Below are 17880 nucleotides of genomic sequence, written 5' to 3'. Positions count from 1 at the left end.
ATGACTGATAAATATGAGTTTACCTTCTCCTCTTTGTCTCAATAAGTGTCCTCAAATTTGAGGGAGGTGAAATCACTCAATCCAAATTTGGATTAACCTCATTTGATTTCGTATTTTTAAACTGTAACTTTTAAAACGTTTTTTTCTTTCTTGCATTATGTCATTAAAAGGCTTTTGATTTCATACCTGCTATTTCGTACCTTGGTAAAAAAATACCGCGGTTATAAAATTGATCTTATCTTTAAATCTTTTTATGCAATCTTTAAAAGGTTCGGTGTTATGATGATGCTGTTATGACAGCTCTCTATTTTGCGCTCGCCAATTTTGGCGAATGTTAATTTGTTCCTTATGCTATTAACAAACCAATCTTTAAAACAAGATGTGATCTTTAAACGTATGTTATTGAAAATTCCAAACAACTAAATTTTAAAACAATGCGATTTTTAAGTGATAAAAACGTATCATAAAATTTATGAACTGTTATGAATGATAGCTGCTTTTCATTTCATTTGAATACACACATGCGTTATAATATTTACATCATGATTAGCTTTTTATGCTCTATTCATACATGGCAATCTTATGTAAAAAATGGTCAAATGAATCACGTATAAAAGAATGGATTCTTAAGTGGATTCATATAAAATAATTGCACTCAACATATTGACTTTATTAGTTTTTTATGTATAATATGATGCTGTATCTCGACACCGCCACTCAGTTCATCAGGCTCCAACCAAAGTTTGCCCAAGGGGATATCAAGGGGAATATCTTGTTTTGGAGAAGCATGAACGAGAATGGAAACAAATGCTGCTTGTTTGTCTTCAACATCGTGAAAATCTGTGCGGGCTGCAACAAGAAGCGCCGTGCCCCTCGGGGAGGGCTGGAATCTGCCGCTTGAATGGTTATAAACACCATCCAAAGCCTGTTCGACAGGCTGTACAGCATAGCATCTGCGAAACCCAATCACGTCATCTTGGCTGTCTCTTAACACGAGATAAAGCGTGCGGCCATGAAACCACTCTGCCATGAGTATGGCGCGTTCATGTTTTTTGACCGAACACCACGGAAAATTTGCCATGTCCCATGGATAATCAATAAGGTCCCAGCTTAATTCTTCGTCCCCATCATCTATCCAATTGCCAATAAGCCTGCCTTCTTCTCTTGTGAGAGTGTGATTGATTTCTGTTGTGCGCCCAAAGGAAAACAAAGTGCCCCCAGCTGTTAAGCGTACACCGCTCTCATACTCCAACATGCTGTCATCAAGGCGTGACATATTGCATTCAACAGCTTGCACATCATAACCCATGACACCACGGCGAAAATCAGAGCGCAAACTTTTGGAAAGGTCGGTGATTGCTTCAATAGCTTCAAGGCTTTTGCGTTCAGGCAACTGATCAAAATCAAGTTGAAAGGAATTCCACCATACCCGCCCCGTCCATGCAGGCATAAAGTGTGCTGTAATCCGGAGCCATTCAAGACCCATCTCTATTGCCGCAAGAGAACCGCGAATATTTTGCCATGCAAGACCCTGATCAATCAAATCATAAAGGTTTGGAACATAAGGCGTAAGCTCTCCAAGCCCATATTCTTCAATGAGCCACGGTAAGAAACGGGGAGGGCGTGTGATCAGTTTAGAACGTGAAATCCCCAAAACAGAATCATCAATATCTTGATGAAAATCGCAAGCATCGGCAAGGCGTTTTTCAAATTCCGTTGCGTTTGTTGGGAGTAGGGAACCAACCATTAGCGCGCACGCCCTTTGAAGTTTAAGGTGATTTTTCCAATCGATAAAACTTCTTCATCACAAACCGTACTGTCCCTTGTTGGTGTAATGGCGATCACTTTTTGGACACCAGGGATCATCAGTTTCGAAATCCACCACGATAAGCTTAATTCACGGCCAATGGCTTGTTCTTGTCTCCATGCTGCTCTTAAATTTGCTTCCATTGTCGTGAGAATTTTCAAAGATGTTTCCGGTAACAGCCAAACATCTGCTTCTAAATCTATTACTTTTTTTACAGCAGCGTGAACAATGATTGTATCATTTGTCATGATGATATTTTTTTTGTTAAGAGCTTGTGAGACTGTTTGTAAGAGATCTTCGGATGCTGTTCCTTCTTCATTATTGCCAAAAAGAGCAACATAGATGGTTGGGTCTTTGCCTTTACGGTAAATAATCGCATCCTTAACACGACTATCTGCTGTTAAGGCTATAAGCTTGTAATAGGGCTCTGTCCCGCTACCTTTGCCACCACGGGCATGAAGCTCTATGCGTTCACGATATCTCTCGTCACTTTCACCCTCCATGCGGGCAAGACCATGCCAGTTTCCCAAAGCATCAAGAGATTCACCGGTTGCAAAATCAAGAATGTTGTTGCGTGCCGCTTCGTTAATACGCTGTCTTAACAGCAGTTCTCGATAGCTAAAAGCCTCAATGACTTTTACAGCCGGATCACTTTCAAGAATGGTATATTCAGGCAAAAGCTCTTTTAAATGGGCAAGAGCAGCAGCGCGTATTTCCTCAAAAGAAAGTTCTGTGATGATTTCGGGTTTTGCAAGTACTACATTCATTTTATCAATAATCCTTCCATGGTAATGGGCTTGCCGGATGGCAAATAAATACCTTCAAAGGACAAAGAAACTTGTCCAGCATCAACCATTTTAAAATCAATTTTTTTCAATTTAAAACGCGGTTCCCACTTGTCTAAAGCCTCAGCAACAGCGGCATAAAGAGCAACAGCAAAAGCATTATTCACTGGAGCATCAATGAGTTCTGCAACACGTGAACCATAATCACGACGCATTACACGCGAACCAATGCGCGTTGACAAAATATCAAGGATTGATTGGCGTAAATGATCAATGCCGGTTAATGGCTTTCCTGTTGTACGGTCCATTCCACTGTTCAATTGGGACCTCCTGTCATAGAGCCACCAGAAGTAACACCACCATGAACATGGCTGTTTCCAATATTGGTGCCGTTATGCTTTAGTCCACTGGAGTGAATGGAAACATTATTCCCAGAATGAAGAGAGAGACTATCATTCGAATTCAGTGAAACGCCACCACCGGCTTTCAAAGAGATGCTGCCTTTTGCGTTTAAATTTATATCGCTTTCTGAAACAATCTTTATGCCATCTGGTGCGGTAAGCTCTAGCTTGCCACCATCACCTTTTAGTGACACACCATCAGCGATTGTCAGGATAAATTTTCCGCCGGATTTGATGTGAATTCCATAAGTGTTTTGTTCATCATCATATTCAAGGCGAGTTCCATCAGGGTATATAGTTCGGTGAATGCTGCCCTTATCGGCTGCTTGATTAGCATCGGTATGAAGTGAACCAACAATCACCCCTTGTGATAAATCCCCTGATGATGAAACAACAACAACTTGCTCTCCAATATCACGCCCTTCATAAGAGCGTGTTTTACCGGCGCGGGCTTGTGTATCTGGAATCCAGTCACTGACAAGATTGCCACTTTTTACCCGATAGCGTGCGTTTTTATGGTCGACATGGCTAATTTTTCCCACCACAACCATATTGGCCACACGTCTCTTTAGATCTGTGATTTCTTTATCGCGCCGCTCTAACATGTCCACCTTCAATTTTATGGTATTTATCTTTATTTCTCACGCCTGTTTCTGGTTCAAAACTTAAGAAAGGTTCAACGAGTCTTGCTGTTACACTGCCTTCTTCTTCATACATGTTGGGGATATTCGTCACATAAGTGACTTCAAAGGTTAAAATCGCACCATGGAGCGCTAGGGCGCCATTATCACCAAAGGCAAAAGCAATATTTTGCAGGCGGCATGTCTCAACTGTGTTGTTGAGATTGGGATTAGCGTAGAAAACCTCCTCAACTTCCCATGCTAATTGATCAACAAAACGTGCTCCATCTTCACATGTCGCATAACATTCAACATCTAGCGTTAAAACACGCCGTCTTACTCCATAATCATAGCTATCTTCAATCGTTTCACTTTGTGTTGAGATATTAATTGCAGGCGTGTTCTCAGGGGAGAAGTTGAAATCACGCATATTGAAAACATTGTTACCAGCTGCCGTCTTTGTTGCTTTAATCAAAGCAACAAAGCTTTCCCTTATCGTCTCTCTCGGATGCATGAGTGTTCCTGTCCAATTAAGTGTATAAAATGATTGACTAGGATTAATAATGATACTACTATTGGTTATGAGCAATAAAGTTGAAAAAATAATCAGCTTGATGAAAGCATCACCAAAGAACATTAAGTTTTCAGATTTGTTGGCTGTATGTGTCTATTTCTTTGGAGAACCACGGAACAATGGTTCAAGTCATTTTGTTTTTAAAACACCGTGGCTTGGTGATCCTCGTGTGAATATTCAAAAAGATTCTGGTAACAAAGCAAAAGCTTATCAGGTCAAACAAGTCTTACAAGCGATAGAAAGGATGAAACATGAACAATAATCATTATACATATCGTGTTTTGTGGTCGCAAGAAGATGAGGAATATGTTGGATTGTGTGCAGAATTCCCATCCCTTTCATGGTTAGATGCTCAAGCAGAGAAAGCTTTAAAAGGTATTATGGACCTTGTTTCAGAAGTTGTTGAGGATATGCAACATAATGGAGAAGAAGTTCCTGTGCCTTTGTCACATGGTAAATACAGTGGTAAGTTTCAATTAAGAATACCACCAGAACTCCATAGAAAACTTGCAATACAAGCTGCTGAAAATGGTGTGAGTTTAAACAGATACATTTCTTCTAAACTTTGAAGCTTTGAAAGATTTATACGCAGTAAAAGAAATTTAATTTTTATGAAAACCTCTAAATTAAAACAAATGCCCGTTTTTAAGACGGATGAAGAAGCAGAAAACTTTGTTGATACTGCAGATCTTACAGATTATGACTTAACTGGTTTTAAATCCGTTCATTTTGAGTTCTTACCTAAAGAAGTCTCTTGACCACCTCCCCATTTTTGAGAACAGGGAGGGGAGTTGTGTTTTTTTAAGTTAAGCAACCTTTTTAATGAGGGGTTTTAAATCTGGTTCGTAAGCTCGCAACAAAGAATCCATGCTATGCGGTAGTTCTGAATCTCCAAAATCTGTTAGAACTGTTAAGATTTTAAGTATATTGGGCACCTCATTTTGAAGTTTTAAAATCAAAGCTTTTTCCACTACGCTCATCGTATCAACCAAAGCAGTACACTCTTTGTCGCTCATATTTTCATGTCTAGAAAACTGTGATAACGCCATCCATAAATCGCATAAGAAGTTAGTATCTACCTTCATTGCACACCTCCATGGATTTGTTCTCTCAAACAAGCCAATCCTTTTGGTGTAATTTTCGTTGAAGGTAAGACCTTTTCTGTACCATCAGGTCTTTGAATGGTGATAGCAGGGCAATCCATAAAGCCTTTCTTTATCTTATCTTGATAAGGCAACAAAGGACCACTTGGAGCACGTCGATACACCCAATCATTCTTACGTAGGTAATTAGTTAAATCCTTTGGCCGTACTTCCAACATCTTTGCAGCTTCAATAAGACCGAACAAACCATCAGAACGCTTTAAACCTTCCAAAGCTTCTGCTTTTGGTTTGAGCGTACTCACCTCATTTCTCAAATCTTCTAATTGATTGATACTCTCTAAAAGGAGTTGCTTAATCGTAAGAGGATTTTTCAAAGCATTGGCAAGATCTACTCGTGGTGTTGTAGCCTGCCTTTCCAATTCTTGCCAACGGTCAATGATTTTAGCTCGTAAGGCAGTGCTGTAACCTGAAACAAGAATTAAACATTCACGCTTGGGGAGATTATAGCAGTTTTGAGGCTTGCCCTGTTTGTCTAAATAGGTGCCCCCAAATTTGGGGAGACCTCCTTCAGTGTATAATTCTTCAAGTATTTTTTTAATATCACGCATGACATGGTCATGTCTTTTACCACATAATTCGGCAATTTCACGACTAGACATAGTCTGAGTGGTAGCACTATTAGCAGTGCTTTCTTTAATTTCTATAAGAGTGTTCATGAGAACTCCTAGTTGTTAGAGGTTTCTTAATGACACTCCAGAAGAGTGCCGGGCGCTAAGAAACACGGCAACTAGCCCGTCGTTATGCTTTCCCTGTGAAGGTATTTTATAGCATAACCACACCCGACAGATCTATTATACGCATGTAGCATATAATGAGTCAAAGCTTTTAAATTGCGGAAAAACAGTTATTTCGGCAACCAATCCGCTAGTTGTTTTAAGGTGTTTCTTAGGCACCTAATTCGACAATAGACACATTGTTGCCACATTGTCAATAGGTGACTTCATATTTTTAAAATAAATAAGCGTATCTTTACTTTATTTCCCGCAAGATAAGCTTATACATACCAGATTCAGAGGCTTGGACATCTGTGATAGTGAAGTGCTCTTGAGAAGAGGGAGCTTTGCTGTCTTCAGGGGAAATGATTACAACACTATCTTCCGGTTTTGGTGGTAATCCTCCAATGTCATTGATACAAAGATCAAGTTCCTTTCTTGCAATTGTAGTAGGGATTCTACCACCGGCATCCGATTCCGAATGCTTAATGGTGTAAATCGCTGTGATACGAAAAGATTGCTCGTTGTCCTTTCGCGTGTAGATGATGGGCTGCCCAAAAGTATTGCGCACATCTTTAACCATTTGGTTTAGCAGCCCGTGCCATCGCATGTTATTTCGCTCCAATCACTGCTTTAAACAGCATTTCAGGGCGTGTGCAGATGTAGAGCGGATAGCTGTAGACCTCCGGTTTTACCCATGCATTACGGTCGTGGTCGACGATTAGCATCGTGTAGAGAGGTTTTCCAACCGTGTTGGCAAAATCCAAGCTTTCACCAGGAGCAAAGGTTTTTTGGAATACACCAGGTGCATCAACAGGAAAGAATTGACATTCATTAGGTTTAATTCCTATGGCGCGCTTTGTTCCAGCCTTCGCACTCACATTATAGTTGTGAATACTTCGGTAATTAATGAAAGTGATACCAGCAAAGTCAAAACTACCAAAGCTTCCCGAGCCACGAGCACTTGGTGTTGCAACACCTCCTGCGCTATTGAGTGTCTGTGCTAAGGCTGTGTTTAAATAGGTCTCACGAATTGTTTTATGGTTTTTCAACTTGGAAAAGAATTCATTTCCACAAAGCCCAATAATCCGTGAACGATCAGAAAATGCTCCTTTTGAAGCCTCAATCATCCTCATAATGACTTGGTCAACATTGTCAGCAACATTGGTGGTTTCATTATTCAGTTTAAAGTCAATGGGCTTTGGTGGTGTAATTTCCCATTCTTTGTACCAATCGACAATTACCGAGCCATCAGCATCAAGGACAACACCTTGAACAGCGCCGAGTTGCATATTCTCCCATGTCAATTCGATTTCAGAAATCAGTTTCTTTTGTTTTCTGGTAATATATTTCATTGCTGTCTCTAACTGATCTTCTGCGCCAAATTCACGCCGGTTTTGGATTTCTTCTGATTTTATGGTATCACTTTTGGCAATCCGTGTTGTTTTGAAAAACCGAAGATTACGACCCTCTCTATCACCTTCTGCCAAAGGTGCGCCACGTTCACTGGTTTGAATAAGCGAAAATGTATTATCACGCCGTTCAATCCCAACCACTGTGGTACTGGTTTCAACTTCCTCAAAAAGATTAAGAGAGCTCACAAGACCAGGTTGAAACTCATAGTTTTCGATGGCTTTCATCATTGTGATGCTTGAGAAAGCATCATGTTTAAAAAAATTCATATCCATGTGTGCATTCTCCTATCGCAATAGAATGTTGTTCTTGTCTTCTAAAGACTGAATGGCTGCTTTCTTTTGCTCATCCGTGATGGCATCTGGCCATAGCAGTTCAGAAGCTTTTACAGTGCATAAGCGTGCTGTAATCACAGCGCGTTGATCTGTTTCTGTTGCATCAATAGTGGCAAAAGAAATCCCTGCCGGTGTTTGGCTGCCATCTGATGCTGCTGGATTAAGGGGGATATATTTTTCTGATGCTGTAATTTTCCCCATGACAGTTCCCGCTTCAATGAATGCTCCTGATGCAAACACCACTTCTTCGTTTGACATATCGGGGTCGTAGGGTCCAAGATAAGCGCCATTGCGTACGTCGTCATAAATAATATTCGTCATTTCACTGCCCTCCAAGCTGCTTCCCATTTTGCGTGAATCTTTGCCTTGCTCGTCCCATCACTATGAGGGGTATAAGGCGAGAGTTTTAAAGACGCGCTTTGAGAGCTAGCAGCCGTCAACACACACTGGCGTGCTTTTTCGAGACTCATACCGTTTTGAATAGCTTTTGCTGCGTCAAAAGAAACGCCTAATTGCTTTGCTTGCTTTTCAAGGTTGGTCAGTGCTTTTGCGCGCTTTCTTTCTTTTTCAAGCACGGCTTTCATATCTTCGCGCTTGTTTTCATTGTCTTCGTTGTCTTCATCCTCATCTTCGTTTTCTTCTTCATCGTCGAAGTCTTCGGCGTTTTTGTCGATGTCACTATCGTTTTCGTCCTCTTCCTCGTCATTGATGATGTCGACAATTTTTTCATCATCATCTTCTTCAGCGCGGTATTGTGTGCGTGCCATGTGTTTTGTCCTTCTTTTGTTGTTGATGTTGGGTTTTGTGATATGGAATCCGTTAAGGCTTCCAAAGCTTGCGCAAGGGTCCCCTGCGCATCTGCTAATCCAAGTTTGAGAGCTTGGGTGCCTATAAAAGTTTCTGCCTTCGTGTCACGAATTGCATCAGCATTTAAGCGTCTGTTTTGCGCCACCAAATCGACAAACATCTCGTAGAGCAGGGCGCAATCGGCTTGCATTTTTATCTGTGCTGTATCGCTCAAGGGTTCATGAGGATTGCCATGAACTTTGTGATCACCTTCAAAGACAAAGGTCCATTTATGCCCATGTTTTTCATCTGCACGGGATTGGTCAAGATGGGCGCAAACGACACCAATCGAGCCCACAACACCCGTGCGTGCAACCCATATTTGAGAAGCCGCACAAGCAATGGCATAAGCTGCTGAACAGGCAAACTCATTGGCATGAGCCCAAATGGGTTTGTCGTATTTTTTTGAGAGTGCTTGAAACTCTTCAACCAAATCAAACACACCGCCGGCTTCTCCACCACCACTGTCAATATCCAGTAAGACAGCGCGAACATCAGGTTGTGCAATGGCCTCACGAAAAGAAGCCCTTAAACCTTCATAAGAAGTTAACCCTGAGAGAGCTCCAAGCCATGCACCGCGGCGCACAAGCGTGCCATGAACCGGTAGGATAGCAACATTGTTTTGCACTACATAAGTTTCAGGGGGTCTGAAAGCTTCTGTATCCCCTTGTCCAAACGCCCCGATGGGAAACTTTTCTCCCTCAAAAAGACGCGGCGCAAGAGCATTCAAAATGATATCAAGTTTTGTCGATGCAAGCATATGAGGAACACCAAAAAGCCGTGATGCCAAAAACGGCATGTCGAGATTATTCACCATTTGCATGTGCCTCACTGCCTTGGTTGCTTTCATAAGTGTCAGAAGGTTCTGAATCTGCGGTATCAATTACTTGATTGCTACCAGCGGGTGCCGCCATATCGGTGTCAAAAGATAAGCCGCGCGCACGAGCATCTGTGTGTTCTTCTTGCATTTCGGCATGAATGCTGTCGATATCAAAGCCGCGCTCGGCAAGTGCCATGCGTCGTGTTTTCAAGCCTGCACGGATTTCTTCTTTTTCCGCCGAGATATCTTTGTTTGGATCAATCATTTCCAGGGGTGGTGCAAAGCTTTCACATTGGAGCCATGGCAAGGGATTTTCTTCCCACTCTGGCAAATTGACGCATCCAGAAAGCACTGCCATTTCAACAAAGCGCTCCCAAACAATGCGATTGAACTGAAAAGCAATGATATGTTCGCGCCATTGTTTGACGTGCCGTCTAAACTGAATGATAGAGGTACGCACATTGGAAAAATTCCCCCGCGTAACGTCTCCAGTCACAACGGCATAAGGCATATTGAGAGCCGAGCAAATTTTTAAAATATTACGATATTGAAAGGCTTCATAAGAACCACCAACCTCAACAGGACTGGAAAATGTAATTTGTTTTTCGCCATCCACTATGTTGACTGATCCAGGGTAAATTTTATCCACGTCAGCTGCCTCTTCGGTCTTCTTTGGGGGCGTCGTTTGCTCACGATTTTCCTCTAATTTCGCATCATGAGATTCCTTCCCTGTAATAAACACCGCAAAAAGAGCTGCTGTCCTTTTTCTATCAAGTTCTGCATCATCATAGGATTCGAGTTGAAAGATTTTTGTCATACAGCGTGTTATTTTGGGAGAACCGCGCAATTGTCCAGCAATACGGCGCTCTTTGATGTGAAGGACCATTTCAGCAGGGACACGCACGCGCTCTTGGCTCTCAAAGACTGTGCTTGCAGAACAATCATCATAGGGGTGATGTTTCCAAAAATGATAAGCAACGCGCTTATCACTGGCATTAAATTCAATCCCCATACGAATGTAATTGCCTTCAATCTCAGCAGGTCCATTATAAGTGAGATCCAGCATTTCAGTGGGATAAACTTGCAACTGAAGTGGCACACCAGAGCGCCCGTAGAGGTCAACATAATGTAATCTTACAAAGCATTCTCCGGTTAAAAAGACCTCTCGTGCAATCGTTGCTTGAAGTCCATAAAAATTGGCATCTTCATCATAGTCCGCCTCATCAACCCATTGCCACCATAAGTCTAAAAGCTTTTTCTTTTCTTCTTGAAAACCTTCAATACGAGGATAAGGTTTAATCCCATCACTGACAGCCGCAGAGACCCATTCCTCTGTTGCAGACCCATAAAGAGCTTCATTGTCATAAAGCCATCTTGAACGGGCAACAATAGTATCACCGCATTCCTCAATGGCTTTATTAATATGTTTTTTGGCGGGGTCAAAACCACCCATGCGACGGCTTTTACTTGCCGCTTCAAAATGGGGATTGTGTTGACGAGAAATTTTAAAAAAGCCTGTGAGTTTATTAAAAAAACCAGCCATTAATAGCCTCGTGATATATTAAAATAGAAAACGCGTGAACGCTTGCGTCCTTCAAGGTCCGCTATTTGTGTATTGATCATCTCAAGTGCTCTGCGCAGTTCTTCAACAGAACGGTTGCTGACTTGCTTATCGCCATGGCGTACCGATTGTGCACCTGAATAAAGAGCCTCTTCAATTTGCTCACGCCGCCTTTTTAAGTTTTCAAGTCTCAAAAATTTGCTGTTAATTGGTTCTAAAGTTTCATCCACAAATTACCTCCAATCCTCTTGCATATAAGGATTCATCATTGTTCTGAATGGCTTCTTTTGAGGCTGTGCTATCTGAGATCTTCTTGGAGCAGGAGAGGGGGAATGTCTTGGTGTTGGCTGCTCTAAAGAGCCCTCAATTTTAAGTTTTTCCAAACGCTCTTCTAAGATATCGACTTCTCGATTAAGGTTTATTCCTGCCGAAATCAGACCTTGTAAAGCAGCATAAGCATAAACCCTACAGTCCAAGGCTTCATTTCTTGCTTTTTCGCTTTTTTGCCATTCAATGCGCTTGAAGCCTTTAAAATATTTGATGACTTTTCTTTCAGCGGTTAGCTGATCAAAATATTCCCGATCAAGGTTTTTGTGAAAGTGTGTTGCACCAGCACCCGATGCTTCAGGACCGGATTTTTTAAACCGTGCCGTGATAATATCTTTTGCTGCATCAACACCAACAATATAGAGATTAATCTGCCCCTTGTTGTTTCTACTTGGACGGCGCGGCCATACCGCACGCCATCCCGCTTGCCCCTTAATTCCCCAGATACGCCGCCCTTCACGGGGGCGCACGTAATTATAAACCGCTTGTGTGTGTCCACCACCGGTATCAATACAAGCAGCCGTTATCTTGATGCCATCTTTATAGCCTGGATGTGGCCAGCGTCTTGTAAGATATTCATCCAGCTGGTCCCACACTTCAAAAGAAGAGGGATCACCAGGAATGACGTGATAATCAATATGCCAGCTTTCTTCACTGCGTCCCCATCCCACCACTTCAAGTTCTAACCGGTCATTTTGCACATCAATACCCGCTGTCAACAACACGGCTTGTTCTGGTGCCAATGGATAATCTTCACGTTTTGCATAGAGGCTATCAGGGTCAACAACTTCGCCGGTTCTGTCCTCCCATGGCTCTCCAAGAACTGTGTTAATAAAAACTTGCAAAAGAGCAGGGTCTTCTTTGGCTCTTAAAAATTCGCGCGCACAATCGCCCCAAGTCAGCCATGGCGAATAAAGCGCTGAAATATGGTAAGAACGCAGACGAGGCTTACTTGACTCCTGTGTTGCGATCCAGCAAGCACCGTTTTCTTCTGCCATTAAGGTGGACTTACGATGTTCGGCATGTTCATGACCACAATGCGCACAAACAAAAACAGCTTTTTCGGGGGCGCCTTTTGGCCACTTGATTTGTGACCAAACAATCGGTTGTAGCGTACCACACGCATCACAAGGAACATTGTAATATCGCTGGTCTCCTAGCACAAAATCCTTGGCGATACGGCTTGTGTCACGGTGTGTCGGCGTGGACAATTTAAAAATTTTACGTTGAATAAAAGCAGAGGTTCGTTTTTCAGCAATTGTTACAGGATCGCCTTCATTATCGACATTCAATGGGTAAGCATCGACTTCATCCAAAACCAAATAGCGAATAGGAGAAGAACGCAATCCAGCAGCACTATTTGCTCCTGTAATCATCAATGTTCCCCCATAAAATTCCTTTGAAAACATTGTATTTCCACTGTCTCGTGCACGAGCAGGGGCAATGCGTTCACTTAAAGCAGGGCTAGCTGAAATCATAGGATCAAGACGAGACTTTGACAGTTTCTTAGCTGTCTCAACTGTCGGCATCACATACAGTGCCGGTCCTGGACTATGATGAATGGCATAACCACAAAAGTTCAACGCTGCTTCCGACATTCCAACCTGTGCCCCTTTCATCACAATGGTTGTTTCAGTCGGATCATAAACAGAAAGATTATCCATGATCTCTCGTAAATAGGGAGTACGTATAGTCCTCCATAATCCAGGCTCAGCACTCGTAACTGTGCTCAAATAACGATTTTTATCAGCCCACTGGGAAACAGTATAAGGCGGGTCAGGACGGCGTCCTTCATTCGCATAGCAGAAAAAGAGCCCAGCACCAGAGGACGAGGGCGAAGCATCATTTGTCATGTTCTGGATTCTCTTCTAAAATGTTGGGATCGTGAAAAGAAATAGGGACGACATTTTCCATTAAAGCTTTGCGCATATGATGATCGATAGCTCCAATAAGGCTCGCAGCATCACATCCCACTTGCGCCGCAATTTCAGCACCAAAGCGATAGGCAAAATTGAGCATTGTATCTCGATGCGCTCTTCCAAAGTTCCATGCTTCTTTTCTCACTTCTTCACGATCGACAGTTGTTTCGCGTAACTTTTCCAGAGCAATCTTTTCTTTTGCTAGCGCAACTTGCATCCGCTCCAGTTTTATCTTGTATTCATTGGCTCCATCTGTGGAGGTTTGTTTGATCTTTGTCCGCACCTTTCCATCAGGCGCTAAAAGTGAAGCAGGGCGCTTTGTTGGATTCTCATTCCAGATGCTTGTGGCAAGGGCTTCATTGACAGAACCATCTTCAAAAAGAGCCTCATCAAATTTACCTGTCTTTATCCGAGAAACCACCGCATTATGTGAAACACCCATCTTTTTTGCAAACGCACGAACCGATAGACCCTTACGCGTTTTCTTATTCATAGTTGCTCCATTTTGAATGGTATATACGAATTATTGTACACTTTAATTATTGACAAGGTTTTATTTTTCGTGTACATAAAATATATGAAGATAGTGTGGGATGAACCAAAAAGAGCTTTAAACATTGATAAACATAAGCTTGATTTTGCTGATGTTATTTACTTTGACTGGGAACATGCTCTTATTGATGCAACACATTCAAACCGCATGAAGGCTATTGGACATTTTGCTGATGGCACAACAGTTATTGTTTTTGCAAAGCTTGGCAATGAAGCGATATCCATTATCAGTTTTCGTCAAGCGAATAAAAAAGAAAGAGAGGTTTTCAATGACTATCAAAAAAACCTTTGAAACAGGATGTGGCTACACAAAAGAAGATTGGGACGCTGTGGATTCCCCACCACTAACAGATGAAGAACTTGCACGCTTAAAGCCAGCTAAAGACGTTTTACCAGCCTCCTTTTTTAAGTATGTAACAGAAGAACGCCGTAAACGCGGGCGTCCACCCGTTGAATCTCCTAAACAAGCGGTTACTCTACGCCTTGACCCAAACGTTATTGCTTCTTTTAAAAAACAAGGAAAAGATTGGCGCACACGTATGAGTGAAGCTTTAAAAAAAGTAAGCGGTAGCTAAACCAACCACCTCCGTTCTTTTTTGCAAACGCACGAAGCGATAGACCTTTTCGAGATTTCTTATTCATAATTTCTCCTAGCTTTACTTCTCTGCTATAAGAAGTAAGAGTTTACGGTGTTACGAATGATTGACAATCGGGTATAATCGGGTATATATTCCGGTATGAAAACAGATACACTCGAAATTACACAAGAATTGTTGTCTCTCATTACTGAGATTGATGAGTTCAAAGGCGCATGGCGTGCCCTTGGTACTCTTGCACCTGAGCGATTGAACGCCCTTCGCCATATTGCTACTGTTGAAAGTATTGGATCTTCTACACGCATTGAAGGGAGTAAGTTAACAGACCGCGAAATCGAACAGCTTTTGGTAAACTTAGAAATTAAACGCTTCAAGAGTCGTGATGAACAAGAAGTTATCGGCTATGCCAAGGTTATGGAAACAATCTTTCAATCTTGGAGTGATATTTCTATTACTGAAAATCATATTAAACAACTTCATCGTGATCTTTTGTATAATAGTGAGAAAGATCAACGACATCGAGGTGAATATAAGACTTTACGCAATGATGTAGCAGCATTTAATTCTCAAGGGAAAATGGTTGGCATTGTTTTTGAAACAGCTACACCATTTGATACACCATACCGAATGCAAGAGCTTATTACTTGGTTCAATAAAACCAATGAATTAAAGGATCTTCACCCCTTACTTACGATTGGTATTTTTAATGTCACATTTTTAGCTATTCATCCTTTTCAAGATGGAAATGGACGTTTAAGCCGTATCTTAACCACCCTTCTTTTGTTACAAAAAGGTTATGTTTATGTACCATATTCATCACTTGAAAGCATTATTGAGAATAATAAAGAAAGCTATTACTTATCTCTGAATCAAACTCAAAAAACAATTTATACTAAAACACCCAATTGGGAACCTTGGATACTCTTTTTTTTACGTGCTCTACAAAAACAAAAACGCCAATTAGAAATAAAAATAGAGAGTGAAAAAAATGCTCTTTTTTCCTTATCTGAATTGGCTCTTAATATTCTTGATTATGTGCGTAATCACGGACGTGTTACAACCCGCGATATGGTGCGTGAGGTTGGTGCAAGCCCTAATACACTTAAAGTAACCTTTACATCATTAGTTGAAAAAGGTCTTTTGATACGTCATGGTGGTGGACGATCAACTTGGTATAGTGCACCTTAATTTTATTGCCTTCTTAACCACCTCCCCATTTTTGAGAACGGGAAGGGGAGTTGTGTTTTTTAAGTTAAGCAACCTTTTTAATGGGAGACTCCAAATTTGGTTCGTAAGCTTTCAATAAAGGCACCATAACTGTAGGAAATTCTGAATATCCAAAATCTGTAAGAATTGCTAGAATCTTGAGTGCATTCGGCAACTCATCTTGAAGTTTTAAAATCAATACTTTTTCTATCATGCCCATGACCTGAACCAGCGCATTACAATCCCCATATCCAACGCTTTGATGATTAGAAAATTGAGATAATGCCATCCACAAATCGCATAAAAAATTGGTATCTACCTTCATTGTACACCTCCATGGATTTGTTCTCTTAAACATGCCAATCCTTTTGGTGTAATTTTTGTTGAAGGCAGCACCTTTTCTGTTCCATCCGGTCTTTGAATGGTAATCGCAGGGCAATCCATGAATCCTTTCTTTATCTTATCCTGATAAGGTAACAGAGGCGCTCCTGGAGCACGTCGATAGACCCAATCATGTTTACGCAAGTAATTGGTTAAATCCTTAGGTCTTACCTCTAACATCTTTGCTGCTTCAATTAAGCCAAACAAACCATCAGAGCGCTTTAAACCATCCAAAGCTTTTGCTTTTGGTACTAATTCTGCAATAACATGATCTTTCTGTTCGATTTGATTTTGTAAGTGATTCAAAACACCAAGTAATGCTTCGGGCTTGGAGTAGTCAACTTGTGGTGTTGCTATCTGTGGGGTTGCTACTTGTTTTAAAAGCCGTTCACATTTGATAAAGTATAAACGAGCTTCTCTACCTTTCTTATTATTCTCAAGCATAGAGAGTTCTTTTGCTACACTTAAAGTTAGATGATAATCTTTAGAGGGACGACCGCCTTGGAGGTTTTCCCCAAAATTGGTGAAAACTAAATAATCCTGATTTTCTAATAAATTATATTTGTTGATGCGATATTTAATCCAAGTAGAGAAATCTTTACCTACTTCTAAAAACGCATGCAAATCACGAGCGTTAACAGTTTGAACAGTTTCCTGATCAATAACCTGTTCTCTAATTTCTATAAGAGTATTCATAATGAATTCCTTATGGTTAGATGTTTTTGATTGACACTCTAAGAAGAGTGCCGGGTGCTCAAAAACACGGCCATAAGTCCGTCGTTACACTTTCCCCGCAAGGGTATTGTATAGCGTAACCACACCCGACAGATATTATTATACGCATGTAGCATATAATGAGTCAAAGTCTTTAATGTATAGAAGACTGATTATTTCGGTAACCAATCCGCTTATGGTTTAAGGTGTTTTTGAGGCACCTGATTCGATTATTCATATTGTCGCTACATTGTCAAGTAGCTTCTGATAATTTTTTGATATTTTTGCTAATTTCATCTCTGAATGCCGGGTGCTAAGAAACACGGCACATAGCCCGTCGTTACGCCTTTCCCAAAAGGGTATTGTATAGCATAACCACACCCGACAATATCATTATATGCTTGTAGCATACAACGAGTCAAAGTTTTTAATTGGCGGTGAAAAGATTGTTTCGGCAATCTATCCGCTATGTGTTTAAGGTGTTTCTTAGGCACCTGATTCAACAATAGATACATTATTGCCATATTGTCAAGCAGTAAAAACTATGTTTGTGAAAAAATAGTTTCTACCTGTAAACTCATTTTTTTACTATAGCGTAGAGGAAAATAATATCTAAAGTATTTGCAGGGATAGCGGTACACGTAAAATTTATATTGACGTTATTCTAGAGTAATGTCTAATATATCTTTCGATTCAACAAAACCGCTCATAAATGTTACTTTTGCTGGCTTATTCAGAATGTGAGCTATTTTAGCCAAATCAAACATGGCTTTTCCAGCAATGTTATTACAGTACCAATTCCCTAACTGTCCATTAATTCGTAAAGTACAGTAATATGTACTCATATTCATTGTAACCAAATCTATATGACCCTCTTCTACATAAGGTCCAGCGATGGAGGGTTTTATCATTGATATTATCATTATCAAGGGTAGAAGTATTTTTTCTTTAATTTTCATAATTGTTTTCTCCTTTAAAATTTAAATTAGTAGAATTTAATATCATCCTTACCCTAAAGGATAAAGATTTTTGGGATCTTTAATATATAAGTAGATTGGCTTTTTTCGGTGAGTTCCTACTGCTGATTGCTTATGTAATCCACTTTATAGGCGGTTCTATGGGCAGCAAGTCCTACATCCAATGGTTT

The 17880-nt window shown here is 40.9% G+C and carries 25 protein-coding genes; 6 read left to right on the top strand and 19 right to left on the bottom strand.

Annotation, left to right across the window (positions count from 1 at the left end; genetic code table 11):
* Window positions 1-655: 655 nt before the first annotated feature.
* Genes MCS_RS06840 through MCS_RS06820 form a run of 5 tightly spaced genes read right to left on the bottom strand, consistent with a single transcriptional unit; the run spans window position 656 to window position 4127 of the window.
* Entirely contained in the window at window positions 656-1747 is a 1092-nt protein-coding gene (locus MCS_RS06840) for a phage tail protein (protein WP_004856780.1), read from the bottom strand.
* Window positions 1747-2574 carry a baseplate J/gp47 family protein gene (locus MCS_RS06835; RefSeq protein WP_004856776.1) on the bottom strand — a complete coding sequence of 276 codons (828 nt, stop codon included), beginning with the start codon at window positions 2572-2574 and terminating at the stop codon, window positions 1747-1749. Before MCS_RS06835 ends, MCS_RS06840 begins: the two co-directional genes overlap by 1 nt.
* Window positions 2571-2912: a GPW/gp25 family protein gene (locus tag MCS_RS06830; protein ID WP_004856773.1), complete on the bottom strand. Its 342-nt coding sequence runs from the start codon at window positions 2910-2912 to the stop codon at window positions 2571-2573. Before MCS_RS06830 ends, MCS_RS06835 begins: the two co-directional genes overlap by 4 nt.
* Window positions 2909-3598, bottom strand: coding sequence for a phage baseplate assembly protein V (locus MCS_RS06825; RefSeq protein ID WP_004856769.1), 690 nt, complete (start codon window positions 3596-3598; stop codon window positions 2909-2911). Before MCS_RS06825 ends, MCS_RS06830 begins: the two co-directional genes overlap by 4 nt.
* Window positions 3579-4127: a hypothetical protein gene (locus MCS_RS06820; protein ID WP_004856766.1), complete on the bottom strand. Its 549-nt coding sequence runs from the start codon at window positions 4125-4127 to the stop codon at window positions 3579-3581. Before MCS_RS06820 ends, MCS_RS06825 begins: the two co-directional genes overlap by 20 nt.
* Window positions 4128-4176: 49 nt before the next feature.
* On the opposite strand from MCS_RS06820, the gene MCS_RS06815 reads away from it, so the two are divergent.
* Genes MCS_RS06815 through MCS_RS08215 form a run of 3 tightly spaced genes read left to right on the top strand, consistent with a single transcriptional unit; the run spans window position 4177 to window position 4945 of the window.
* The gene (locus MCS_RS06815) at window positions 4177-4449 is read left to right on the top strand and encodes a toxin HicA (protein ID WP_004856763.1); all 273 of its coding nucleotides are present in this window, start codon (window positions 4177-4179) and stop codon (window positions 4447-4449) included.
* Complete coding sequence (locus MCS_RS06810) at window positions 4439-4756, top strand: type II toxin-antitoxin system HicB family antitoxin (protein ID WP_004856761.1); 318 nt, start codon at window positions 4439-4441, stop codon at window positions 4754-4756. The genes MCS_RS06815 and MCS_RS06810 overlap by 11 nt, the downstream gene beginning before the upstream one ends.
* Before the next feature lie 42 nt (window positions 4757-4798).
* Complete coding sequence (locus tag MCS_RS08215; protein ID WP_004856758.1) at window positions 4799-4945, top strand: CopG family antitoxin; 147 nt, start codon at window positions 4799-4801, stop codon at window positions 4943-4945.
* 48 nt (window positions 4946-4993) lie between these two features.
* Here MCS_RS08215 and MCS_RS06805 read toward each other — a convergent pair whose 3' ends face one another.
* From MCS_RS06805 to MCS_RS06755, 11 genes are all read right to left on the bottom strand, one after another.
* Window positions 4994-5272 (bottom strand): hypothetical protein, encoded by a 279-nt coding sequence (locus MCS_RS06805; RefSeq protein WP_004856756.1) that lies wholly within the window; start codon window positions 5270-5272, stop codon window positions 4994-4996.
* On the bottom strand, window positions 5269-6006 hold the full coding sequence (locus tag MCS_RS06800; protein WP_004856752.1) for a phage regulatory protein/antirepressor Ant: 738 nt from the start codon (window positions 6004-6006) through the stop codon (window positions 5269-5271). The genes MCS_RS06805 and MCS_RS06800 overlap by 4 nt, the downstream gene beginning before the upstream one ends.
* Window positions 6007-6319: 313 nt before the next feature.
* The gene (locus MCS_RS06795) at window positions 6320-6673 is read right to left on the bottom strand and encodes a head-tail joining protein (RefSeq protein ID WP_004856749.1); all 354 of its coding nucleotides are present in this window, start codon (window positions 6671-6673) and stop codon (window positions 6320-6322) included.
* A 1-nt stretch (window position 6674) separates the two neighbouring features.
* Entirely contained in the window at window positions 6675-7751 is a 1077-nt protein-coding gene (locus MCS_RS06790) for a major capsid protein (protein WP_004856746.1), read from the bottom strand.
* A gap of 12 nt (window positions 7752-7763) precedes the next feature.
* Complete coding sequence (locus tag MCS_RS06785) at window positions 7764-8132, bottom strand: head decoration protein (protein WP_004856745.1); 369 nt, start codon at window positions 8130-8132, stop codon at window positions 7764-7766.
* Entirely contained in the window at window positions 8129-8395 is a 267-nt protein-coding gene (locus MCS_RS06780) for a hypothetical protein (RefSeq protein WP_024864292.1), read from the bottom strand. Before MCS_RS06780 ends, MCS_RS06785 begins: the two co-directional genes overlap by 4 nt.
* Window positions 8392-9474: a S49 family peptidase gene (locus MCS_RS06775; RefSeq protein WP_004856742.1), complete on the bottom strand. Its 1083-nt coding sequence runs from the start codon at window positions 9472-9474 to the stop codon at window positions 8392-8394. The genes MCS_RS06780 and MCS_RS06775 overlap by 4 nt, the downstream gene beginning before the upstream one ends.
* Window positions 9464-11020 carry a phage portal protein gene (locus tag MCS_RS06770; protein ID WP_004856741.1) on the bottom strand — a complete coding sequence of 519 codons (1557 nt, stop codon included), beginning with the start codon at window positions 11018-11020 and terminating at the stop codon, window positions 9464-9466. Before MCS_RS06770 ends, MCS_RS06775 begins: the two co-directional genes overlap by 11 nt.
* A complete protein-coding gene (locus MCS_RS06765; RefSeq protein ID WP_004856737.1) occupies window positions 11020-11268 on the bottom strand; it encodes a phage head-tail joining protein in 249 nt (82 codons plus the stop codon). Before MCS_RS06765 ends, MCS_RS06770 begins: the two co-directional genes overlap by 1 nt.
* A gap of 3 nt (window positions 11269-11271) precedes the next feature.
* Window positions 11272-13218: a phage terminase large subunit family protein gene (locus MCS_RS06760; RefSeq protein ID WP_004856734.1), complete on the bottom strand. Its 1947-nt coding sequence runs from the start codon at window positions 13216-13218 to the stop codon at window positions 11272-11274.
* Window positions 13208-13777 carry a hypothetical protein gene (locus tag MCS_RS06755; protein WP_004856730.1) on the bottom strand — a complete coding sequence of 190 codons (570 nt, stop codon included), beginning with the start codon at window positions 13775-13777 and terminating at the stop codon, window positions 13208-13210. Before MCS_RS06755 ends, MCS_RS06760 begins: the two co-directional genes overlap by 11 nt.
* An 84-nt stretch (window positions 13778-13861) precedes the next feature.
* On the opposite strand from MCS_RS06755, the gene MCS_RS06750 reads away from it, so the two are divergent.
* The 3 genes from MCS_RS06750 (at window position 13862) to MCS_RS06740 (ending at window position 15620) form a co-directional block, all read left to right on the top strand.
* On the top strand, window positions 13862-14128 hold the full coding sequence (locus tag MCS_RS06750) for a BrnT family toxin (RefSeq protein WP_004856729.1): 267 nt from the start codon (window positions 13862-13864) through the stop codon (window positions 14126-14128).
* On the top strand, window positions 14106-14411 hold the full coding sequence (locus MCS_RS06745) for a BrnA antitoxin family protein (RefSeq protein ID WP_004856727.1): 306 nt from the start codon (window positions 14106-14108) through the stop codon (window positions 14409-14411). The genes MCS_RS06750 and MCS_RS06745 overlap by 23 nt, the downstream gene beginning before the upstream one ends.
* A 162-nt stretch (window positions 14412-14573) precedes the next feature.
* Window positions 14574-15620 (top strand): Fic family protein, encoded by a 1047-nt coding sequence (locus tag MCS_RS06740; RefSeq protein ID WP_004856725.1) that lies wholly within the window; start codon window positions 14574-14576, stop codon window positions 15618-15620.
* A gap of 64 nt (window positions 15621-15684) precedes the next feature.
* Here MCS_RS06740 and MCS_RS06735 read toward each other — a convergent pair whose 3' ends face one another.
* The 3 genes from MCS_RS06735 to MCS_RS06725 all read right to left on the bottom strand — a co-directional run bounded on the left by MCS_RS06735 (window position 15685) and on the right by MCS_RS06725 (window position 17644).
* Window positions 15685-15963: a hypothetical protein gene (locus MCS_RS06735; protein WP_004856721.1), complete on the bottom strand. Its 279-nt coding sequence runs from the start codon at window positions 15961-15963 to the stop codon at window positions 15685-15687.
* Complete coding sequence (locus MCS_RS06730; RefSeq protein WP_004856719.1) at window positions 15960-16715, bottom strand: phage antirepressor Ant; 756 nt, start codon at window positions 16713-16715, stop codon at window positions 15960-15962. Before MCS_RS06730 ends, MCS_RS06735 begins: the two co-directional genes overlap by 4 nt.
* Window positions 16716-17392: 677 nt before the next feature.
* A complete protein-coding gene (locus MCS_RS06725; RefSeq protein ID WP_147290501.1) occupies window positions 17393-17644 on the bottom strand; it encodes a hypothetical protein in 252 nt (83 codons plus the stop codon).
* Between the last annotated feature and the right edge of the window lie 236 nt (window positions 17645-17880).

It is taken from the genome of Bartonella doshiae NCTC 12862 = ATCC 700133, assembly GCF_000278155.1.
Taxonomy (GTDB): domain Bacteria; phylum Pseudomonadota; class Alphaproteobacteria; order Rhizobiales; family Rhizobiaceae; genus Bartonella; species Bartonella doshiae.
The sequence above is the reverse complement of the archived record's forward strand: the minus strand, read 5'-3'. Positions and strand labels throughout refer to the sequence as shown.